This window comes from Ruegeria sp. CDSB086 (assembly GCF_059611065.1).
The window spans coordinates 131967-153215 of record NZ_JBXWOV010000006.1; the positions used below are offsets into that span (position 1 = coordinate 131967).

Annotated in this window: 25 protein-coding genes; 21 read left to right on the plus strand and 4 right to left on the minus strand. The window is 53.7% G+C overall.

Translation table 11 applies throughout. The annotated features are described in order from the left end of the window. Nucleotides 1–3: 3 nt before the first annotated feature. The 3 genes from AC2FIO_RS13600 (at nucleotide 4) to AC2FIO_RS13610 (ending at nucleotide 3041) form a co-directional block, all read left to right on the plus strand. The gene (locus tag AC2FIO_RS13600) at nucleotides 4–981 is read left to right on the plus strand and encodes a 2-dehydropantoate 2-reductase (protein WP_496698264.1); all 978 of its coding nucleotides are present in this window, start codon (nucleotides 4–6) and stop codon (nucleotides 979–981) included. Nucleotides 982–1484: 503 nt separating this feature from the next. Then, nucleotides 1485–2306: a hypothetical protein gene (locus AC2FIO_RS13605; protein ID WP_496698266.1), complete on the plus strand. Its 822-nt coding sequence runs from the start codon at nucleotides 1485–1487 to the stop codon at nucleotides 2304–2306. Nucleotides 2307–2504: 198 nt separating this feature from the next. Continuing rightward, a complete protein-coding gene (locus AC2FIO_RS13610) occupies nucleotides 2505–3041 on the plus strand; it encodes a hypothetical protein (RefSeq protein ID WP_496698268.1) in 537 nt (178 codons plus the stop codon). A gap of 17 nt (nucleotides 3042–3058) precedes the next feature. Here the strand turns inward: AC2FIO_RS13610 and AC2FIO_RS13615 are convergent, their stop codons facing one another. Further along, the gene (locus AC2FIO_RS13615) at nucleotides 3059–3316 is read right to left on the minus strand and encodes a hypothetical protein (protein ID WP_496698269.1); all 258 of its coding nucleotides are present in this window, start codon (nucleotides 3314–3316) and stop codon (nucleotides 3059–3061) included. Between the two features lie 14 nt (nucleotides 3317–3330). On the opposite strand from AC2FIO_RS13615, the gene AC2FIO_RS13620 reads away from it, so the two are divergent. The 3 genes from AC2FIO_RS13620 to AC2FIO_RS13630 all read left to right on the plus strand — a co-directional run bounded on the left by AC2FIO_RS13620 (nucleotide 3331) and on the right by AC2FIO_RS13630 (nucleotide 5050). Continuing rightward, entirely contained in the window at nucleotides 3331–3462 is a 132-nt protein-coding gene (locus tag AC2FIO_RS13620; protein WP_496698271.1) for a hypothetical protein, read from the plus strand. 169 nt (nucleotides 3463–3631) lie between these two features. Continuing rightward, nucleotides 3632–4012, plus strand: a complete 381-nt coding sequence (locus AC2FIO_RS13625; RefSeq protein WP_496698273.1) for a hypothetical protein — start codon at nucleotides 3632–3634, stop codon at nucleotides 4010–4012. Nucleotides 4013–4531: 519 nt separating this feature from the next. After that, nucleotides 4532–5050 carry a redoxin domain-containing protein gene (locus AC2FIO_RS13630; protein WP_496698275.1) on the plus strand — a complete coding sequence of 173 codons (519 nt, stop codon included), beginning with the start codon at nucleotides 4532–4534 and terminating at the stop codon, nucleotides 5048–5050. 24 nt (nucleotides 5051–5074) lie between these two features. Here AC2FIO_RS13630 and AC2FIO_RS13635 read toward each other — a convergent pair whose 3' ends face one another. Further along, nucleotides 5075–5743: a GntR family transcriptional regulator gene (locus AC2FIO_RS13635; protein WP_282120601.1), complete on the minus strand. Its 669-nt coding sequence runs from the start codon at nucleotides 5741–5743 to the stop codon at nucleotides 5075–5077. A 322-nt stretch (nucleotides 5744–6065) separates the two neighbouring features. Between AC2FIO_RS13635 and AC2FIO_RS13640 the strand changes: the two genes are divergently transcribed. The 14 genes from AC2FIO_RS13640 (at nucleotide 6066) to AC2FIO_RS13705 (ending at nucleotide 19416) form a co-directional block, all read left to right on the plus strand. After that, complete coding sequence (locus tag AC2FIO_RS13640; protein ID WP_108862003.1) at nucleotides 6066–7040, plus strand: TRAP transporter substrate-binding protein; 975 nt, start codon at nucleotides 6066–6068, stop codon at nucleotides 7038–7040. Between the two features lie 76 nt (nucleotides 7041–7116). Continuing rightward, nucleotides 7117–7650, plus strand: a complete 534-nt coding sequence (locus AC2FIO_RS13645; protein ID WP_058272446.1) for a TRAP transporter small permease — start codon at nucleotides 7117–7119, stop codon at nucleotides 7648–7650. A 2-nt stretch (nucleotides 7651–7652) separates the two neighbouring features. After that, nucleotides 7653–8939, plus strand: a complete 1287-nt coding sequence (locus AC2FIO_RS13650; protein WP_058272447.1) for a TRAP transporter large permease — start codon at nucleotides 7653–7655, stop codon at nucleotides 8937–8939. Between the two features lie 19 nt (nucleotides 8940–8958). Continuing rightward, nucleotides 8959–9378: a GlcG/HbpS family heme-binding protein gene (locus tag AC2FIO_RS13655; RefSeq protein ID WP_058272448.1), complete on the plus strand. Its 420-nt coding sequence runs from the start codon at nucleotides 8959–8961 to the stop codon at nucleotides 9376–9378. Nucleotides 9379–9403: 25 nt separating this feature from the next. After that, nucleotides 9404–10276: an NAD(P)-dependent oxidoreductase gene (locus AC2FIO_RS13660; protein ID WP_282170077.1), complete on the plus strand. Its 873-nt coding sequence runs from the start codon at nucleotides 9404–9406 to the stop codon at nucleotides 10274–10276. A gap of 54 nt (nucleotides 10277–10330) precedes the next feature. Next, on the plus strand, nucleotides 10331–11074 hold the full coding sequence (locus tag AC2FIO_RS13665) for an SDR family NAD(P)-dependent oxidoreductase (RefSeq protein WP_496698279.1): 744 nt from the start codon (nucleotides 10331–10333) through the stop codon (nucleotides 11072–11074). 72 nt (nucleotides 11075–11146) lie between these two features. Further along, nucleotides 11147–12070 carry a sugar kinase gene (locus tag AC2FIO_RS13670; protein WP_496698281.1) on the plus strand — a complete coding sequence of 308 codons (924 nt, stop codon included), beginning with the start codon at nucleotides 11147–11149 and terminating at the stop codon, nucleotides 12068–12070. A 16-nt stretch (nucleotides 12071–12086) separates the two neighbouring features. Beyond that, a complete protein-coding gene (locus tag AC2FIO_RS13675) occupies nucleotides 12087–12830 on the plus strand; it encodes a ribonuclease activity regulator RraA (protein WP_496698283.1) in 744 nt (247 codons plus the stop codon). Between the two features lie 322 nt (nucleotides 12831–13152). Next, entirely contained in the window at nucleotides 13153–13806 is a 654-nt protein-coding gene (eda, locus tag AC2FIO_RS13680; RefSeq protein WP_496698285.1) for a bifunctional 4-hydroxy-2-oxoglutarate aldolase/2-dehydro-3-deoxy-phosphogluconate aldolase, read from the plus strand. Next, nucleotides 13803–14942: a mandelate racemase/muconate lactonizing enzyme family protein gene (locus AC2FIO_RS13685; RefSeq protein WP_496698287.1), complete on the plus strand. Its 1140-nt coding sequence runs from the start codon at nucleotides 13803–13805 to the stop codon at nucleotides 14940–14942. The genes eda and AC2FIO_RS13685 overlap by 4 nt, the downstream gene beginning before the upstream one ends. Next, complete coding sequence (locus tag AC2FIO_RS13690; protein ID WP_496698289.1) at nucleotides 14939–15808, plus strand: amidohydrolase family protein; 870 nt, start codon at nucleotides 14939–14941, stop codon at nucleotides 15806–15808. Before AC2FIO_RS13685 ends, AC2FIO_RS13690 begins: the two co-directional genes overlap by 4 nt. A gap of 30 nt (nucleotides 15809–15838) precedes the next feature. Beyond that, nucleotides 15839–16639: an NAD-dependent epimerase/dehydratase family protein gene (locus AC2FIO_RS13695; protein ID WP_282170071.1), complete on the plus strand. Its 801-nt coding sequence runs from the start codon at nucleotides 15839–15841 to the stop codon at nucleotides 16637–16639. A 49-nt stretch (nucleotides 16640–16688) separates the two neighbouring features. Continuing rightward, a complete protein-coding gene (locus AC2FIO_RS13700; protein WP_496698291.1) occupies nucleotides 16689–17456 on the plus strand; it encodes an HpcH/HpaI aldolase family protein in 768 nt (255 codons plus the stop codon). A 163-nt stretch (nucleotides 17457–17619) separates the two neighbouring features. Continuing rightward, on the plus strand, nucleotides 17620–19416 hold the full coding sequence (locus AC2FIO_RS13705) for an IlvD/Edd family dehydratase (protein WP_496698293.1): 1797 nt from the start codon (nucleotides 17620–17622) through the stop codon (nucleotides 19414–19416). 304 nt (nucleotides 19417–19720) lie between these two features. Here the strand turns inward: AC2FIO_RS13705 and AC2FIO_RS13710 are convergent, their stop codons facing one another. Together AC2FIO_RS13710 and AC2FIO_RS13715 are read right to left on the minus strand one after the other, a co-directional pair. Next, nucleotides 19721–19948, minus strand: coding sequence for a DUF1127 domain-containing protein (locus tag AC2FIO_RS13710; protein ID WP_496698295.1), 228 nt, complete (start codon nucleotides 19946–19948; stop codon nucleotides 19721–19723). Further along, the gene (locus AC2FIO_RS13715) at nucleotides 19938–20162 is read right to left on the minus strand and encodes a DUF1127 domain-containing protein (protein ID WP_496698297.1); all 225 of its coding nucleotides are present in this window, start codon (nucleotides 20160–20162) and stop codon (nucleotides 19938–19940) included. The genes AC2FIO_RS13710 and AC2FIO_RS13715 overlap by 11 nt, the downstream gene beginning before the upstream one ends. 100 nt (nucleotides 20163–20262) lie before the next feature. Between AC2FIO_RS13715 and AC2FIO_RS13720 the strand changes: the two genes are divergently transcribed. After that, complete coding sequence (locus AC2FIO_RS13720) at nucleotides 20263–21201, plus strand: LysR family transcriptional regulator (protein WP_496698299.1); 939 nt, start codon at nucleotides 20263–20265, stop codon at nucleotides 21199–21201. Nucleotides 21202–21249: the final 48 nt, after the last annotated feature.

A 21249-nucleotide genomic window follows, 5' to 3' on the forward strand; every position in this document is an offset into this window, starting at 1 on the left:
CACATGAAAGTTTGTATCTTTGGTGCCGGAGCTATCGGAGGTTACGTTGCCGCGAAACTTGCACAAACCGATACCGAAGTCAGTGTCGTCGCGCGTGGGCCCCACTTGGCGGCAATGCAGGAAAAAGGACTGACCCTTCTTGAGGAAGGGCAGGATCCGGTCAGCGTTCCAATACGCGCTTCAGACAATGCTGCCGATCTCGGCCCACAAGATTATGTCTTCATCACACTGAAAGCGCATTCCGTCCCAGCGGTCGTAGACTCAATGCAGCCGTTGATTGCAGACGAGACAACCGTGGTAAGTGGAGTGAACGGCGTGCCCTGGTGGTACTTCCACAAACTGGGCGGCCCGTACGAGGGAACGAGGTTGGCTTCAGTCGATCCGGGAAATGTGCAGTGGGACGGTTTTGGACCAGATCGCGTCCTCGGATGTGTTGTCTATCCTGCCGCCGAGGTCATAGCTCCAGGATCAATCAAGCATATCGAAGGCAATCGTTTTTCGTTGGGCGAGCCCGATGGTACTAAATCAGACCGTGCTGCCAAGCTTTCGGCTGCTCTATCCGCCGCCGGACTGCGTGCGCCCGTCAGACCAAGAATCCGGGATGAAATTTGGTTGAAACTGTGGGGTAACTTGTCGTTCAACCCGATTTCCGCTCTTACCCACTCAACACTTGATGTCCTGTGTGCCGACGAAGGCACACGCTCCGTGGCACGCGGAATGATGCTCGAGGCTCAGGAAGTCGGTGAAAAACTTGGTGTAAAGTTCCCGATAGACGTTGAAAAACGCCTCGACGGTGGAGCGGCTGTCGGTGCGCACAAAACCTCTATGTGGCAGGATTTGGAGTTGCACCGACCGATGGAAATTGATGCCTTGGTCACTTCAGTGCAAGAACTGGGGCACCTTACGGGTATCTCAACGCCCACAATCGATACCGTCGCATCACTGATCAAACTGAGGGCAAAGGTCGCAGGTCTCTATTAAAGTCTCTGTGGGCCTTGTACCGCGCGCATGCTTGAGGCGGGTAACGGGGGCTGGTTCGAACGTGTCACACAGCGTCTTTGGGAGTATTCCTGCACCTTCGATGTCATTTCGCTCCTCGTTTTGGGTTTGAAATGCTTGACGTTTGGGTCGGAATTGAGTGACGCGATTTACCCATTTGTTGAGGTTATTGACGCCGATTTAGGCAGGAATCAGTGACGTTCCACACGAACGCGGGAGGGGGCGAGACAACGTTATTCGACAGGGGCGGTGCGGCCCGCAGGCAAAGCCGAGGACACGGCCCTGACTAAAAGGGTTGCCCGAGGGGGAGGGCAGCGCCCTCACCCTGACGGCCAGGGGCGTTTGGCTTGTCCAAATGCCGCTGGCCCACGAAGGGAAAGTAAGGGGAAAGAGCGCCCGCCGCCATTTGCGATTGTACCATTCTGTCAAACTGCAAAAAGCAATAGGAGGCCATCCGCATTTGTCCACGATGTATTTTGGAGACCATGGAGGCTTCTGGCTCCGAGAACGCGTTTCAACTTCTTGAGTGGTTGGTGCTGCCGATTGGGACCTGTGCCAAACATGGCGTACCGTTGCTCCTGCTTCCCAACGCGGCGCATGCGCATCTCACCTACGACGTGATTGAACAGGTGGCCCGCCACAAGGATCTGATCTTTGAGGCCGCACAAGACGCAAAGACGCTTCGACGTTCTTTGTTTGAAACTTACTTAAGCCGCCGTATCGAGTTTGAGGTCGCGGATGATTGGTTGGACCCACTGGACCTGACGCATCTTCATCAGGCGTGTTTGACACTGGGAATGTCAATCGCCCTGGTTCGAGGCGTCGGTCGTTTGGACTTGGACTTCGAACAGGAGCGTGCTGCCATGTCGGCCGGGTTCGAGGTTTTGAAGAGTGGGCCGGAAGCCCTGATATCTGAGTTGGACCGTGCCAGGCGTCGGTCTTCCTCCAAGCGATCTTATTTCACGACAGATATGGGCGAATGCTATACCTGGCTGAAAGACACTGAAGAGGACCCGGCGACAGTAGTCCTCAGGGCTTGGGTGCAGGATTTTGTGCGGGAGAATTATCCGCTGCAGACCGGTGCGAAAGTTCTGGGTACGGAAATCTCAGCACCCAAACTCATCACGCTAGAACGCGCGCGGGAGCTACATGGGGTCGGCGAGGTTCGGGTGCGAGGCATTCTCGCCCACTTTCGCGGTCAAAACGCGAGCGAGCTGTCAGATATGAAAGATGTCAGCCATGAGGATCTGGCCGCCGTGCTCGATTTCTGGTCTGGACTGCAGAATATCAAATCCACCGCGACCTAGCTGAATATCCATCCGGTCCAGGTGAAAGCGCTGATCCGGCAGGACGTTTTGAAAGCTCATCGTTTCGGAACGTCTCTGCGCTACGTGACATCGTCTTCTGTGCAAACCTAGATGACCCGTCTTGAGAATCTGCAGTTAGCATCATCGACACGTCGTAGGTTGCCACTCAAGGAATTCAGCCGAAAGAGCCGGGTTCCTTTGGCACGCGTTGTCGCCGATTGGGCGGCAGGTCGATTGACCGGCGTGTCGCGTGATCCAGAAGTCGAAGGTTTGGCTGGGATGCTGATCGATCAAGCTGAAGGCTTAGAGAGGCAGGAGCGTGCATTTTCTGGTGACCTGCCGCTCTTGGATGCGGCGGCACGATTGAAAATGAATGTGATATCGATCCGACGGTTGCGGGATGGTGGCTTTCTTAGTCAGGTCACGGTGCGAAACCCGGACACGCAGCACAACCGGTGTTATATCATGGCCCAAAGCCTGCAAGCGTTTGAGGCGCGTTATGTAACACTGGGTCAAATGGCTGAGCAGTTTGAACTTGCCGCGATCCATCTGGCTCGGGCGTTGGACCGAAGAGAAATCGAGACTATCCGCTGTGAGGCCGGGTTTGTTCGCGCGTATCCGAAAGAGATACGAGATATTGTTCGGGAATTGACGATGAGGGGTTACACGTCAGACCAACCCGAAAATACCAACGACTGTTTGAACCAAGAAAAGCAAGTGGCGGAGCCAAGCTGATGCTCCGCCGTGCATGCTCACCAGTAGTAGTGATGGGTTTTGCGGCTATCCGGCCAAGCAATGTCATTAGGATCAGCGCCTTTCAGGATGCCAAGCGCAAGGGCCTTGGATTTGAGTCTTGTTGGACGTGTGTGAAAGATGATGTCGTGGCCGCGCGACCAATTGCCGAGCCACCGGACATCATCCAGGTCTTTTCCGAGACGACGGCTCAGACCCAAGAGCGAGTACCCGTTCCCAGGCACGGTGCGGGGACGTTTGCGTTTGTAGTGGGCCATGTCTTTGGCCTTTCATGCAGTTTCAGAACTACATGGCACCCTCCATCGTTTGGTTTGCTGGTCTTGGGCTGGGCTCTGCTTTGACACTGAACACGCAGCCGGACTGGATATCGGACTGGGTCTTCAAAATCAATCGAAGGGAATAGGACGGCTTTGCAAAAGAATTTGTGCATCGGCTCTGGCAACCGGAGAGGCCCTTTAGTCAGGGCAGTTTACAGGCAACGGAACGTTACAAGTATTTCATGTGCGTAGGCCGTTGCCAGTTTTTCCTAAAGGCAAACTACAAGCATTTGTTAAACTGCGAGGTGCAGAGACATGACTGATGGTAGAAATGATCTTTTTGAACGCCTCATTCCAATTTGGGAGGCCGTGGTTAAGTTGGGCGAGAACACCCCCGAACTCAGTAAGAAGGCCTACCTCAATGAGATGAGGGGTGAAGTGTACAAAGCACGGACCGCTTCATTTGGGACTGAAAATAGTGCGGATCGGTGTGACGAAAAAGTAGCGGAGGATCCTGAAGCTCAGTTCAAGATGATTGCAGTCGCCTATGCCACCGGAGACATGGATAAGGTCGATCAGGTGATAAACTACCTTGCTTTTATACGTCGTATGAAAAACAGGGCATTTATGAATTGGGGCACTGGAGTGATGAGGGCCCAGGTGGGCGATGATACAACCAGAGATCGCTTCAAATAATACCCCAACTGCGACGTTTGTGGTTTGTAATTTTGCCGCCAATCACCCAACGGTTGCGAAAAACTTGCCATTCGAAACGCGGCTCTGCGGCAGCCGCAATGCCGACTATGCGGACTTTTTCGGTTGCAGGTAGTGCTTACGCAGCAGTTCTTCGCGCTTGCAGTTAAGTGGTATCGGTGACGTGGTGGATTTCACCAGGCTGGTCGTTTGATCGTTCTTGTCTCGATTGTAAAGGTTTCTTGAGGGCTACAGGTGATCAGGTCGCGTTGAATCTATACAGGTAGCTGGTTGCGCTCACACCTGTTGCGGCATTAGAAGCCCGGCTGCAATGAGGGCCGTAGAGTGACGGCGGGTAGGTATCGTTGATTCCTCGTTAACCAACGGCGATCTTAGACCGAGCGTGCCTTTCAAGCACCGAATGATACCGCGATCTGGGTTTCAATCGTTGCCTTGACGTGACATGAGATAAACTAACGGTATCTGCGCCAAGCCATGATTTACGGAGCAAAGGAACAACTTATGACCTCAGCCAAACCAAATGTCGGCGCGCAAATCGAGCAAATGTACTTTTCAATGCTAGGGTCTGAGGACAAGGTTTCGATCGGTCAACAAAAAGACCGCTGGACCATGCTGTTTGTCTATCGAGGCAAGCATTGTCCGCGCTGCAAGCGTTTTTTGAACAAGTTGAATGCGGCGCTGTCGGCATGGGCTGACGTTATGGACGTTATTGTTGTCTCTGCCGACACCAAAGAAAAAGCTGCGGCAGACAAAGCAGAATTCGGCTGGGATTTTGATCTTTGCTATGGAATGACTGAAGCGCAAATGCGCGCGCTTGGTCTTTACGTGTCATCGCCTCTGTCTGATGCAGAAACGACGGGTCTGTTCGCCGAACCTGGCGCGTTTGCTATCCGTCCGAATGGAACACTGATGCTGGCCGATATCTCTAACGGCCCTGCGGCACGTCCCGATTTGGAAGAGCTTTTGGACGGCATGAAATTCAATATTGATAATGATCGTCCGGAACGAGGAACGGCCTGAGACCACCAGATCGCATGGCCTCGGTTACTCAAAGTAGCCTGGGTGCGTCTTGTGGATGAAGTCGATGGTTTCGTCGAGGCGGGACAGGTGTTTTCTGACAGCGGCTTGCGCTTGGTCATGGTCTCCTGCCGCCATGGCCTGTGCAATCTCTCGGTGATCGGCGAGGATGGCGTCTGCGGCACTGCCCTTTTCAAGGCTGAGCATACAAAGCCGGTCAACCTTTTGCTTTGATTCCAGCATCACGTCAAATGCCATAGGATTGCCGCTGAGCACGTAGATCAGTTTGTGAAAATCATAGTCCAGCGCGTGAAACGCAGATAGATCACCGTCATTGATTGCCTGCTCTTGTAAGGCGAGGTTTTCTGCAAGCTTTGCTTCACGTGTTGCGTCCCAGACTTCCATTGCTCGATGGATGATCTCCAGCTCCACCGCCATTCGAACCAATCGAGCGAGAGCCACACGCTCCATAGAAAATCCTCGAACTACGGTTGCCTTTTGTGGTCGTATTAAGAGCAGATCTTCGTTGCCGAGCCTTGTGAATGCGTTGCGAACAGGTTGGCGTGATACGCCGAATCGGCTGGCTACCTCAGTTTCGGATAGTTTTGTACCGGGAAGAATTTCAAGCGAAACGATCTCGTCGTGTAGCGCTTCATAGACCGCATCGGTTGTGGTTCGTCTGACAATATTTTCCACGGTATGTTGCTCGCGCCCTCTATCTTAGTCACGTTTCAATTTAATGGTCCACTGTTAGAGCATTGAAATAAAATAATTATTCTACTTTATTTTGCTTGAGTGAACCAATGTAGGCCTGTCACCTATCAAATGCCCTGCGCTTTCGACTGTCAAGCAATCTGACATACTAAAAGCCTACAGTTGACATAACTTGGATACTAGTGTCCCTTTAGGGGCAGCAGCGATTCTGGTTCTTGGGGGAAATCGAAAGCTACGTAGCTTACGGTCTCTGAAATTCCATGAAAGCCAAATCCTGTCCAAAATTAATCGGGGAGGAGAACCCATGACTTTCACGAAATCGTTCTTTGCAACTGCGACCGCTGTGGCATTCATCGCAACGTCAGCTTCAGCCGAAAACTGGCGGGCCTGGAACATCCACAACGACGGCCATCCCAACACGGCTGCGATGGACAAGTTTGCTGAACTGGTTGACGCTGCTACGGACGGCGAGGTTACCGTCGATGTGTTCCACGGTGGTGTTCTTGGTTCCCAACCGGATGCCCTTGAACAGGTTCGTATCGGCGCAATCGAGGTCGGTAACTTCAACCTCGGTCCCATTGGCCCAATGGTGAAAGAAGCTAATCTTGTATCGCTTCCTTTCATCTTCAAAGATGTGCCGCACATGTTCCGTGTGCTGGATGGCGACGCCGGTGAAGTTGTTTCAGCTGCGATGGGTGAAGCAGGTGTTCTGCCACTGGCATGGTTTGATGCTGGTGCGCGTTCATTCTACAGCCAAAAGCCGATCAATACTCCCGCAGATGTCGAAGGTCTGAAAATCCGTGTGATGAACAACGATCTTTATACATCGATGATTTCAGCTATGGGCGGGAACCCGTCTCCAATGGCTTTCTCCGAAGTTCAGCAAGCGCTGAAAACCGGCGTCGTTGATGGTGCGGAAAACAACTTCCCGTCATTCAAAAATGTCGGCCACTTTGAAGTGACCACAAATTATTCTTTATCCGAGCACCTGATTATTCCCGAGTGCATCTGCGTGAACACGGCCAAATTCAATGCGCTGTCTCCTGAACTGCAGGCCGCTGTGCGCGGTGCAGCAGAAGAAGCCGCATTGGTCCAGCGTGAGCTTTGGGCAATCGGCTCTGAGCAAGCGCGTAAAGATGTCGAAGCGGCTGGTATCACAGTCAATGAAATCGCTGACAAAGGCCCATTCCAGTCCGCAATGGATTCGGTTTATGCAGACTACTTGGCTGCAAATCCTGACATGAAAGCGTTGGTAGAAATGGCGCAAGCCACTGAATAAGTTGTCGTAACAGTCCAACTTTGAGCGCCCGGCTCCACCAATTGGATGCCGGGCGTTTTGTCTCAGAGGAATCCCAATGCAAGAGCCCGATACCCCACCTGCCGCCATGCGCAACATGGACAGGATTCTTGATCTGCTTGCACGAGCTTGCATGTTGCTGTCTGGCGTTGCCATTGTTGTAATGACGGCGATCTTTGCCTGGCTGGTATTTGGCCGCTACGTTCTGAACAACACGCCCACGTGGGTCGAGCAGGTTTCACTGCTGTTGGTCATGGTCATCGCGTTCCTCGGTGCGGCTGCGGGCGTGCACAATCACACGCACCTCTCTGTTGTCGTGTTCCGCAATATAGTTCCGCCCTCTGTGCGAACGGTTTTCGTCGTGGTCTCTGATGTCCTGATGGCAGGTTTCGGTGGCATGATGTTTTGGTACGGAATCGAGTTGACCAAATTCAAATGGAACACGCTGATCCCGCTCATCCAATGGTCAGAGGGCTTGCGTTCCTTGCCACTGACAATCAGCGGCGCGTTGGTGTTCCTTTTTTCCACTGGCCATCTGATCCGCCTGTTTCTGGGCCGAGACGAACGCCAAGACAACATAGATCAGGGATAGTCATGGGACTCATGATTCTGTTGGGGGTTTTTGCCCTTTGTGTCATCATCGGTGCGCCAGTGGCATACGCCCTTGGTATCGCTGCATTGGCTTCCTTTTGGTTTGAAGGATTACCGCTGTTTGTTGGATTCCAGCGTATCGTGTCGGGGATCAACGTCTTTTCCCTAATGGCGATCCCGTTCTTCATCTTTGCGGGCGAGCTTATGTTTCACGGTGGTATCGCGATCCGGTTGGTTCGGTTTGCGCAGGCCGCCGTAGGCGCTGTGCGCGGTGGACTTGGCATCGTCAATGTCTTCTCGTCCATGTTGTTTGGTGGCATTTCCGGATCGGCGATTGCCGATATCTCGGCCCTTGGGTCGATCCTGATCCCGGTGATGAAAGACAAAGGTTATGATGCCGACTATGCCGTGAACGTCACAGTGACGTCATCAATTGCCGGGATCATCATTCCGCCCAGCCACAACATGATCATCTTTGCCCTTGCAACGGGCGGTGCTGTTTCAATCTCAAAACTGTTTCTGGCTGGCGTTGTGCCCGGCGTCCTTATGTGTTGCTGCCTTGCAATTGCAGCGTACGTCGTAGCGGTCAAGCGTGGCTATCAGGCCGAGCAGTTTCCAGGTTGGACCGCACTTGCCATTGCTTTTGTGGGTTCGATTCCGGGTTTATTGACGGCCGTGATTATTGTCGGAGGGGTCTTGTCAGGCGTCTTTACGGTGACTGAATCCGGCGCGTTCGGGGCAATGTATGCCTTTGTCGTGACGCTTGTTGTCTATCGTAGCCTGTCCTGGGAAAACTTTAAAACTGCCGTTATCTCTTCGGTACGCACAACTTCTATGGTGATGATTCTGATCGCCTGTGCCGGTGCTTTTGCCTATATGCTGACGTTCAACCGGGTGCCGACGAAAACGGTCGAATTCCTGTTGGGTATCACAGAAAACCCGATCCTGATCTTGTTAATGATCAATGCTGTCCTGTTGCTTTTGGGGATGATCATGGACATGGCCGCGTTGATCCTGATCTGCACACCGATTTTCCTGCCGGTGATGAACATGCTGGGTATCGACCCGCTGCAGTTCGGCATGATCCTTTTGGTGAACCTCGGTCTTGGTCTTTGCACGCCACCTGTCGGGACATGTCTCTTTGTGGGGTGTGCGGTTGGAAAACTACCGATGGAGAAAGCGGTCAAAACGATTTGGCCTTTCTACCTCGCCATCTTTGCCGCGCTCATGCTGATCACTTTTGTACCGGCAATATCGCTGACGCTGCCGAACCTGATCATTGGCCCGTAAATCAAAGGAGAATGTGGCGATGCTGACAATAAGACGCCTGGACATCGATGACGCGGGCAAGTTGATCGCAGGAGCGCGAGCCAAAGCGCAGGAAATCGGCGTGCCGATGTGTATTGCCGTCACAGATGAAAGCGGCAACCTCATCGCGTTTGAACGGATGGATGGTGGCAAGATTACCAGCATCATTTTGGCCATCGACAAGAGTTTCACTGCAACCGGTATCCAAAAAGGAACCGATGCTCTTGGTGAAGCAAATCAGCCTGGCATGGCCGCACACGGAATATCCTCAACGCTCGGCGGACGAATGGTGACCGTTGCAGGTGGCCTTCCCGTGACGGTCGACGGACAGGTGGTTGGCGGGATTGGTGTCAGCTCGGGCTCACCAGCTCAGGATCTCAAAGTTGCACAGGCAGGGGTCACGGCGCTCTGCGAAGCCTAATTAGAAAGAGTTTAAGGAGTCAGATATGACAAAACCCGTCATCGGTTTCATCGGCCTCGGTCTTATGGGCGGCAACATGGCAGAGTGCCTGCAAAACAACGGTTTTGATCTGGTTGTTATGGGTCGGAACAAGGAAGCTGTCGCAGCAACAGTCAACCGCGGTGCTGTAGAGATTACAACGCCACGAGAGCTTGCTGAAAACAGCGATATCGTGATGCTTTGTGTAACAACATCGGATGTCGTCGAAAGCCTGATCTACGGCGATGACGGCATCCTGGCAGGCATCAAAGATAGTGCTGTGGTCATTGACTTTGGCACCTCGATCCCAGCGTCCACACGCAAAATCGGCACAGACTTGGCCGCAAAAGGTGCTGGTATGATTGATGCACCGCTGGGACGCACACCGGCGCACGCCAAGGATGGTTTGCTGAACATCATGGCAGCGGGCGATATAGCCGCCTTTGAGAAGGTGAAACCTGTCCTGGATGTACTGGGGGAAAATGTCTTTCACCTCGGCGAACTGGGTGCGGGCCATGTGACCAAGCTCATCAACAATTATATGGGCATGACGACAGCTTGCACCATGAGCCAAGCCTTTGCTGTGGCTGAACGCTCAGGGGTAAACAAACAGCAGCTTTTTGACATCATGTCAGCTGGACCGTCCAATTCCCCCTTTATGCAGTTTTGTAAGAACTACGCGGTTGATGGTGTCAGCGATTTGGGGTTTTCGATTAACAACGCCAACAAGGATCTTGGTTACTTCCTGAAGCTGGCCGAGGACGTGGGCACTCGTGCCGAGATCGCTGAAGGAACCGCGAACAACCTTCAGGCAGCCGCGGACGCAGGCATGGGCGACGGCAACGTGCCGGAAATCTTCGACTATTTTGCCAAGCTTTAGCGTCAGATCCATCAGTCACGCATAGCAGCACCAATTGAACGGGAAAGAGCAACCATGAGACTTCAGGGAAAGACCGCAATTGTCACGGGTGGTGGCCGCGATATCGGGCGCGCCTGCGCTGTCAAACTCGCCTCCGAAGGGGTGAATGTCGCGGTGAACTACTTCGCCAGTAGTGCTGGCGCCGAGGAAGCCGTAGCCGAGATCAAAAAGATCGGTGGACAGGCGTTTGCAATGCAAGGCGACCTGAACAAACCCGAAGAGGTCGATGCGTTGATCGCCAAGACGGTCGATACCTATGGCAGCCTGGACATTCTGGTGAACAATGCCGGAGGTTTGATCGCGCGCAAGAAAATCACCGAGATGTCGCTTGAGCATTGGCAGGCTGTCATGGATCTCAACCTGACCAGCACGTTTCTTATGGTCAAAGCGGCACTGCTGCATATGAAATCCGGGGCCATTGTAAACATCGCCAGTCAGGCGGGTCGCGACGGTGGTGGCCCGGGTGCGTCGGCTTATGCAACGTCAAAAGGCGGGGTCATGACGTTCACCCGTAGTCTTGCAAGGGAACTGGGCCCCGATATCCGTGTCAATGCAATCTGCCCAGGCATGATCGACACGGATTTCCATAACATCCATACTCCCGATGCAGGCCGTCGCGGGCTAGAAGCTGCTGCGCCGCTCAAGCGGCAAGGCCAGTCTCAGGATGTTGCGAACCTCGTGGCGTTTCTGGCAAGCGAGGACTCGGCTTATCTGACCGGGACCAATGTTGATATCAATGGTGGGATGCTGTTCTCGTGATCGCAGCAGCACAGTTGGCGTAAGTGTCAAACGCTACTGTTCGTCAACCTTCAAAGTACTGGACACCGGACTATGCGTATTCTCTCGATTGGTGAATGTATGGCCGAAATGGCCCCTACTGACGCGCCAAGCACGTATCAGATGGGGTTCGCCGGAGACACGTTCAATACAGCTTGGTATCTGGCCCAACTCACTCCCGAAACGCCCTTGTCCTATTTTACCGCCGTCGGAGACGACGCCATCTCGTCCCGGATGCTGGGTGCCATGCGCGAAAGTGGGGTGGATACCCAGCAGGTGCGGATCGTGCCAAACCGTTCTGTGGGGTTGTATCTTATCACGCTGGACAACGGGGAGCGCAGTTTCACCTATTGGCGTGGTCAGTCAGCCGCACGTCTGTTGGCGCAAGACAAGCAAGCACTCGCCCATGCCATGACGCAATCAGATTTCATCTATTTCTCGGGTATCACTCTGGCAATCTTGGACCCTGAAGGGCGCGCCGCCTTGCTCGACGTTGCTCGGTCTGCGCGGCGTGCCGGAAAACGGATTGCCTTCGACCCCAATCTGCGCCCGCATCTTTGGGACAGCCCGTCTGAGATGACCGAGAACATCATGCAAGCGGCCGCCGTTAGCGATATCGCTTTGCCATCGTTCGAGGACGAGGCACGTTGGTTCAGCGACATGAACCCCGCGGCCACTTTGCAGCGCTATGCAAGGGCCGGTGCGGAAACGATCGTTGTCAAGAATGGCGCAGAAACGGTCTTTTATCGTACCCGCGGCGCAGAGGGCTCTGTCCATGTTCCGCCTCTGGCCTCGGTTGTGGATACGACGGCTGCCGGCGACAGTTTCAACGCTGGCATTCTGGCGGGGCTGGCAACAGATACACCCTTACCTGACAGCATAGCACTGGCTTGCAAACTGGCAGGGCATGTCGTGCAAGGCAAAGGTGCACTTGTTCCCATCAACCAAAGCCTGCTCGACAGTTGCCCACGGCCTTAGCAGAAGGATCCAGTCCATGCCGAACCCTCAGCCTGCCGAAACGATCAAACTGCGTCCGGATACGCTTGATCGCTTGTCGAAGGTCAGCACAGCGACTGTGGCCACGCTGCTTTACAAACGCGGTTACCAAAACGCCTATGTTCAAGGCGTTGCCCCATTGGGCAAGGGCAAGTCCACTCTTGTCGGCCCGGCCTTTACGCTGCGCTACATTCCGACGCGACCTGATACCGACCCAATCGAGGCGTTTCGTGAGCCAGATCACCCGCAGCGCGTGGCCGTGGAGACATGTCCGGAAGGCGCGGTATTGGTCATGGATTGTCGGCAGGATGCCTCGGCGGCCTCGGCCGGTTCGATCCTTTTGACGCGACTGGAAATGCGCGGAGCGGCGGGCGTTGTCACGGATGGTGGCATTCGCGACGCCGACGGTGCCGCAGCACTTGAGATGCCAGTCTTTGCTGCGAAACCGTCTGCCCCAACCAACCTTACGAAACATCATGCAGTTGATATAGGTTTGCCAATCGGATGCGGCGGCGTGGCGGTCTATCCTGGTGACATCGTTCTGGGTGACAGCGATGGTGTCATGATTATCCCACGTCACCTCGCCGATGATATTGCGATCGAGGCCGGCCCAATGGAGCTGTTCGAACGCTTCGTTCTGGAAGAGGTGCGCAAAAACACCCCAGTGATCGGACTCTATCCTGCAACCGACCCAGACGTTCTTAAACGATTTGAGGTCTGGCGCGCACGGCTCTCTGACTGATGTCTGAACCGCTGCCATGTTTTGTCCAATTCTGGGACGAACTCATTTCCCTATAGGGCTCACTCACTAAGAGGACTATCGCCTTGGGTTTAAAGAACAGCAGGGAACTAGCACAGAAACGGATCGACAGACAAATCAAACCGCCGCGCATGACAGCTTTGGGAGCATTTAACGCTATGGAAACCGGCTTGCTTGACAACCCGGCTACCACCGTCAAACTTTTTAATACTTCGTCCCGTTTAGAAAACGCGCTTTTCAAGTCTTTCCGCATCACAACCGGATCGGAAAAACGATGTACCCACCAAAAGGATGATCGATCCAGATGACTATTTCTCCAAAGGCAGCGAGTTTACGGGCCCGAGAAATCTGTGCGCTCGCGCCAATTGTGCCGGTTTTGATGGTTGATGATGTCACAACAGCCCGACCATTGGCCGAGGCGCTTATCGCAGGCGGTTTACCCACGCTGGAGGTCACATTGCGCACTCCTGCCGCTCTCGAGGTTATTCGGGTCATGAGCGGCGTCCCGGGTGGGCATGTGGGGGCTGGCACACTGATAACCCCCGAAGATGTTCGGGCTGCCAAAGAGGCGGGCGCTACCTTCGGTGTCTCTCCGGGGGCAACCGATGAACTGCTGGCGGCTTGTGAAGCCGAAGGATTGCCGCTCCTGCCCGGGGCCGCGACTGCGTCTGAGGCGATGCGTCTTTTGGCGCGCGGCTATGATATGCTCAAGTTCTTTCCAGCCGAGGCCTCGGGCGGAGTATCGGCACTCAAGGCTATTGGCGCGCCTTTGCCGCAGGTTTCCTTCTGTCCTACAGGTGGGGTCAGCGCGGCCAATGCAGGCTCATATCTGGCGCAGCAGAATGTGGTTTGCGCTGGAGGCAGTTGGGTGGCGCCCAAAGATCTTATCGCAGCGACCGATTGGGCGGGTATCGAGACCCTTGCTCGGGACGCTGCCCAGTTGGAGGTGTGTAAATGAAGATTTCCGAGGTCCATACACATCTTCTTGACTACAAGCTTGAGACCGCCTTCGAGAGCGCAGCAACTCGTTTCACGCGACGCCAACATGTTTTGGTCGAGATTATCTGTGACGACGGAACAACGGGTTGGGGAGAATGCCTGGGGCCAGCTCAGCCAAACGCTGCGATCGTAAAGGCCTATGCGCCCTATTTGATTGGCCGCAATCCGCTGGATACGGAAGTTCTCTGGCAAGGCCTGTATAATCTCCTTCGAGACCAAGGGCAGCGCGGTCTCACAATGACCGCACTTTCAGGAATTGATGTCGCTTTGTGGGATATCAAGGGTCACCACTTTGGCGTTCCGGTTTCGGTGCTTCTCGGAGGACGTGTTCGGGACAAAGTAAAGGCATATGCCACCGGGTCTTTCCGGCGCGACGGGGTCGATCGTATTTCGGACAATGCCGAGGAATGCGCAGCCCATGTCGCTGCAGGGTTCCACGCAGTTAAAATCAAGATTGGCTTTGGGGTGGAAGAGGATGTTGCAGTCATCAAGGCGGTGCGTGAAGCGATCGGAACGCATACTCGTCTGATGATAGACGCAAATCACGGGTACTCGATCCAAGAAGCGATCACTCTGGGCAACCGAGCGGCAGAGTTCGATATCGATTGGTTCGAGGAACCGGTCATTCCGGAACAACTTGACGCGTACCGTCGTGTACGCGACGGTCAACCTATTCCGGTTGCTGGTGGCGAGACTTGGCATGGCAGGTTCGCGTTCCGCGAGCCCCTGGAAACAGGATGTATCGATATCGCCCAGCCAGACTTGTGTGGCACTGGCGGTTTTTCGGAGATGCGCCGGGTCGTTGATATGGCGGCTCTTCACGGCGTACGTGTTGTTCCGCATGTTTGGGGAACGGCAGTGCAAATCGCTGCGAGCCTCCAGTTTGTTTCGGCCCTGTTACCAGACCCACCACGGCGTGATCCAATCGAACCGATTTTTGAGTTTGATCGGACGCATAACCCATTCAGGCAGGCGATAATCACCCACCCGATCGAACATGAAAACGGCGTGATCGCAATTCCAAACAAACCGGGTCTGGGTATTGAGATCAATCGTGATGCATTGGCAGAGTTCGCCATGGGAGAACCCGAATGATCGAACGCAGCTTCTCTGGCCGTGCCCCTGAGACCAAGCTGCCTGCAGGCGCCATTGATACACACCTTCACGTCTATCTTTCCGGGTTTCCAGCACTGCCAGGAGGTCCTGATCTGCCAGAGGGCCAGCCTGGGTTATCAGAGTACAGACAAGTCATGGGCTGGCTTGGCATTGACAGGTTTGTCATCACACAAGGAAATGCACATCACGCCAACCATGCGAATTTGCTGGCGGCGCTCAAAGAAACCAGGGACGTGGCACGTGGCGTGGCCGCCATTGACGGTGAAACCTCTGACGCAGAACTTGAAATCCTCAAGGATGGAGGGGTCGTTGGAACACGTATCGTGGATCTGCCAGGGGGCGCGGTTGGGCTCAGTCAGCTCGAAGAGGTCGACGCCCGTGCTTTTGCCGCGGGCTGGATGATTGCAATTCAGTTCGATGGCTCGGACATTTCGGACCATGTCGATAGGCTCTCAAAACTGCGATCCAGATGGGTGCTTGACCACCATGGCAAATTCTTAAGGGGCGTCGTGCCTGATGGCGATGAAGTCGCCATGCTCAAACGCCTTGTCGACGGCGGTAGATGCTGGTTCAAGTTTGCCGGTTGCTATGAGTCTTCCTTTGAAGGTGGATCTGATTATTCAGACGTAGCCGAGGTTTCGAAGGTCATGGCAACCCATGCCCCCGAACGCATTGTATGGGGGACAAATTTTCCTCACAACACAGCGACTAGAACCACAGACTACCCCAACGACGCCGCATTGCTCGATACTGTTCTAAACTGGTTTCCTGATGACCGCGCGCGTCACCTCGCTCTCGTAGAAAACGCCGAAAAACTCTACGGCTTCCAATCTATAGCGAATTAAACGCTGCCTGCAAAAAGTGAGATATACAAAATGCTAAACAAACTTTTGATAACGGGTGCTGATGGCAACCTTGGGTCGGTTTGTCGGTCTCGCTTGCAGGGCCTTGCCACAACCATTCGCCTTGGCGCGCGAGAGGATGTGGGCCCTGCCGGTGAAAATGAAGAAATTGTGTATTGTGACTTGGGCGACAAAGATGCGGTTGAGGCCATGGTTGAAGGGTGCGATGGGATTGTTCACATGGGGGGGCAATCGATTGAAGCACCCTGGGAAACTATAAAACAATCCAATATCGACGGTGTATTCAATCTCTACGAAGCGGCCCGAAAATCGTCGGTAACGCCGAGGATATTTTTTGCCAGTTCAAATCACGCGATTGGCTTTCATGAACAGACAACACGGCTTGATGCCAATGCACAGGTAAGGCCCGATAGTCTTTATGGAGTGTCAAAAGTCTTCGGAGAAGCTCTCGCACGGCTTTACTTCGAGAAATTTAATATAGAGACAGCAATTGTCCGCATTGGTTCATCGTTTCCGGAACCAAAGAACCATCGCATGCTTGCAACGTGGTTGAGTTACGATGATCTGAAATCTCTTATCGAGAGTGTTTTCGCTATTCCGCGTTTGGGATGTCCGATTATCTACGGTGCCTCGAACAACGATGCATCCTGGTGGGACAATCGAGAGACAGGCTTTTTGGGATGGAAGCCAAAAGACAACTCTGAGGCGTTTCGCGCCCGTATCGATGCCGAATGCATCCAACCTGCAATCGACCACGTATCCGTAGTTTTTCAGGGCGGGGATTTTTGTGGTCAGGGCATTCTTGAGGAATAGAACAGATACGATCAGGCCATATGTGTGGATACTCTGAAAAGGTAAACCGATGCGACCAAACAAAATTAGAGAGCATTGGGCCGCTGGGCGGCCTGTAGTCAACGGATGGCTGTCGATCCCAAGCGGTTTTTCAGCCGAAACCATGGCGCATCAAGGATGGGACACACTTACTGTTGATATCCAACATGGCGTAATCGACTACCAGAAGGCGGTCGAGATGTTCACTGCGATTTCGACAACCGATACCGTCCCAGTAACGCGCGTGCCGTGGCTCGAGCCCGGTATTTTGATGAAAGTGCTAGATGCCGGAGCGTACGGTGTTATTTGTCCAATGATCAATAGCCGCGAAGATGCTGAGAACCTTGTGGCCTGGACGCACTACCCTCCCAAAGGAACAAGGAGCTTTGGGCCGATCCGGGGCCTCTTGTACGGTGGTTCAGACTACCCAGAGCATGCCAATGACACGATTGTCGTCTTCGCAATGATCGAGACGCTGGAAGGTCTCGACAACCTTGAAGAAATACTGTCGGTTCCGGGTCTTGACGCCGTGTACATCGGACCTTCCGATCTTTCCCTGGCTTTAGGTTGCCGCCCGGCATTCGATGAGGTCGAGCCCCCCGTGGCCGAGGCCATTGAACTGATAGCCGCCAAGGCAAAAGAGTATGGGAAATTCGCTGGCTGCCATAACGGAACACCGGAATACGCTTTGAAGCGCATCGAAATGGGGTTCCAGTTCGTCACAATCGCGTCGGATGCCCGTTTGATGGCTGCTGCTTCGAAAGACGCTTTGGCCCAGGTGCGTGGTGGACTGTCATAGTCTGTTGGCGGTGAATTTTGGGAAGCGCGTTTCAAAAACGTGGAGCCAGACAAATTTCCGCTACTGTGCGCGGCTCCAATATCAGGATCCGCCTTTGCGCTGTTTGGTATGTTCAAAAGTCGAAAGATCTAACCGACACACGACCAAGACTTAGGAGGCACGCATGTCGCGTATGAAGCCCGAGAACCTCAGATCACGTCAATGGTTCGCCAATCCGAGCGATCCGGAAATGACCGCGCTCTATTTGGAACGTTATCTCAACTACGGGCTCACGCGCGAAGAACTGCAATCCGGTAAACCTATCATCGCAATTGCACAGACGGGCAGCGACCTAAGCCCCTGCAACCGCCACCATCTGGAGCTCGCCAAACGGGTACGCGACGGAATCATCGCAGCAGGAGGCACAGCCATCGAAGTGCCGGTCCATCCCATTCAGGAAACTGGCAAACGACCCACAGCCATGCTCGACCGCAATCTGGCGTATCTCAGTTTGGTTGAAACGCTGTACGGCTACCCGATTGATGGCGTGGTATTGATGATTGGCTGTGACAAGACGACACCGGCACTTCTGATGGCAGCTTCAACGGTCAACATTCCAGCCATCGCTCTGTCTGTGGGGCCGATGCTCAATGGTTGGCACGAGGGGAAGCGTGCAGGGTCTGGCACTGTGATTTGGAAAGCTCGCGAACGCCTTGCTGCTGGGGAAATTTCCGCTGATGAATTCATGGAAGCCGCCGCAGCATCTGCTCCCTCGGTGGGGTACTGCAACACCATGGGAACCGCCACCACCATGAACAGCTTGGCCGAAGCACTCGGTATGCAGCTGCCAGGCGCGGCGGCCATTCCGGCCCCGTACCGCGAACGCGGTCAGATCAGCTATGAGACCGGACAACGCATCATTGAAATGGTGTGGGAGGACCTGCGCCCGTCTGACATCATGACGCGCGCGGCTTTTGAGAATGCTATCGTGGTTAACTCCGCCATTGGTGGATCCACCAATGCGCCTATTCACCTAAATGCTATTGCGCGCCATCTAGGTGTGCCGCTTGACAATGATGACTGGCAGGCTTTGGGGCACAATGTACCACTTTTGGTCAATCTACAGCCCGCAGGAGAATATCTCGGCGAAGATTACCACCGAGCCGGCGGTGTTCCTGCCGTGATCGCAGAGCTGATTGCAGCTGGTCGCCTACCTCATGAAGAGGCCAAAACTGTCAACGGGCATAGCATAGCCAACAACTGCACGTGCTGGCGCAGCACAAATTCCAACGTCATTAAATCCGTTGATGCCCCGCTGAAAGACAAGGCAGGGTTCATCAACCTAAAGGGCAATCTATTTGACAGCGCGTTGATGAAAACCAGTGTCATCGGGTCAGAATTTGCAAAAGCCTATCTTACCAATCCCGATGATCCCAACGCGTTTGAGGGTCGTGCGGTTGTTTTTGATGGACCCGAAGATTTTCACAAGCGCATTGACGACCCTTCTCAGGATATCGACACCAGTTGTATTCTCGTAATGCGAGGAACCGGCCCCAAAGGGTATCCCGGCGGTGCAGAAGTCGTGAATATGCGTGCGCCATCCTATCTCTTGAAGCAAGGCGTTCAGGAGTTACCCTGCATAGGTGATGGGCGCCAATCTGGCACTTCTGGCTCGCCCTCAATTCTGAACGCTGCACCAGAGGCCGCCGACAATGGTGGCCTAGCAGTCCTGCAAACAGGGGATCGGATCCGCGTTGATCTTAACACCTGCACAGTCAACATTCTGATTTCCGACGCGGAACTTGAATGGCGCAAAGACCAATTAATCCAAAACGGTGGATATCCCGTGCCCGAAAGCCAATCTCCTTGGCAACAGTATTTCCGTGATCTCGTGCAACCTTTTGACAAGGGTATGAACCTACGCAATGCTGACGCCTATCGCGACATCGCGCGCAAGTCACTGCCTCGAGACAACCACTGAATTTAACAAATTGTGGGCACGCAGCGGGATCTTTTGCGGCGTCACATACGCATTCCAGCTTCACATCTTCATCTCGATGGTGACGGTAATCCAGACTGTTATGATGTCTCTCCTACCTCTCATTTTTCGGAGCTCCTGCTTGGCAGATTGGTTTGGGCCAGCATTTTCGGGAGGAGATGAAAATGCTGGCCCTTTGCGTTGGCGCTCCCTGTTGGCTTTTTCGCCGCCGCTCTTGCTGGCTTACTCTGGGAGGAGCGAGGACCAGCAAATTCCGTTCAATCGTTTGTTCTGAGGGTCTATTTCTCTATTCGTTAGCCATCAATTTTGCGGCATATTCTGGGATATCGGATCGCGAGATTCCGATCTGAGCGAGCTGATGGTCGTTCATATTCGAAAGTGTGGAGAGCATCCGGGCCGTTTGAAGCGCCTTAAAGGCCGCATTTGCCGTGGCTCCGATCCTCGCCAGGAAGCTGATTGATAGGGCGATGGCGTGAACACGATCTGTACCAGCCGTTTGGGCGTTAGCAGCCATATGCAGCCTCCATAGCAAGTCTTTTGATGCTACTGCGCGGAATGCCCAGATCTGTTAGGTCGCGGTCAGATAGCACCGAGAGCTCATAATACGTTGCGCGATAAACCCTGCGTTTGGCCTGTGCCTTTCGCATCGCGTCCAGTTTTTGATGAAAGAATGTGCGGCCAGCTTCGAATACGACATCCAGCGCGCTGTTTGATCGTGTAATTGCCATGATATTGCCTCGTCCGTTGCTGCAGTGCAGTATTTATGCTGCACTGCAGAGATACGTCTGTTTGGTAGCGCTCACAATTTGGCAATCTGGCATAGGCCCCATGCCAGATTGGAACAGCAAGGGTCATGACATGGATATTTCTGCGCAAATGTTAATTTTTGCGACAGTGGTCGAGCAAGGAAGCATATCTGCGGCTGCACGATCAATGGGGCAAACCCCGTCGGCTGTGAGCAAGCAGATCGGGTTGCTTGAAGATCAGGTTCACTACCGCCTTCTGAATCGCACCAGAACGGGTATCTCTCCAACACTGGAAGGCCTAGCATTCTACGAAAAATGCAAAGCGATGGCTGACAAATTCAAAGAAGCCGAGGCGATGATCCTTAGCTTTGATGGTGTCCCGCGCGGAGTGCTCAGAGTCGCATCCACGGTTGCCTTTGGAAAGTCACAGCTGATCCCCGCCTTGCCTGAATTCATGGAGGAGAATCCTGAAGTTCAAGTATCGTTGGATTTAACCGACCGGGAGATTGATCTTCGCAGTGAAGGGTTTGACGTGGCGATCTGCTTTGCTGAACAACGCAAAAACCCAGATATGGTCATCAGGCGAATTATGCAGAGTCGAAGGGTGCTATGTGCCTCACCTGAATACCTTGAGCGTTCTGGAACACCGTCGAATTTTGCCGAATTGGCTGAGCACAATTGCTTGCGGGTTGCCGGGAGAAGCCAACGGAACGCTTGGAACAGCATCAAACCGAAGGTGGGCGAAAAATTTGAAGCAACGGGAAGTTTTGAGGGGAACAGCACTGATGTCGTTTTTCGAGCGGCACTGGCTGGCATCGGTATCGCGCGACTACCTAGCTACATTGCAAACCGGAAGTTCGAATCCGGGGAACTCATCCATGTCATGCCGAAATACGCGCCACCCAGCACAGATATTGTCGTAATGTTTGCCGAAAGGCGCAATTTAGCACCGAAAACTCGAGCGTTCGTAGACTATCTGGCGCGACGGTTTCGCAACGCCGTGGACGACCAGATGACCTAATAATAGCCGTTGGAAACAATCGATAGTTTCCAAAATAGTTTCGCATCA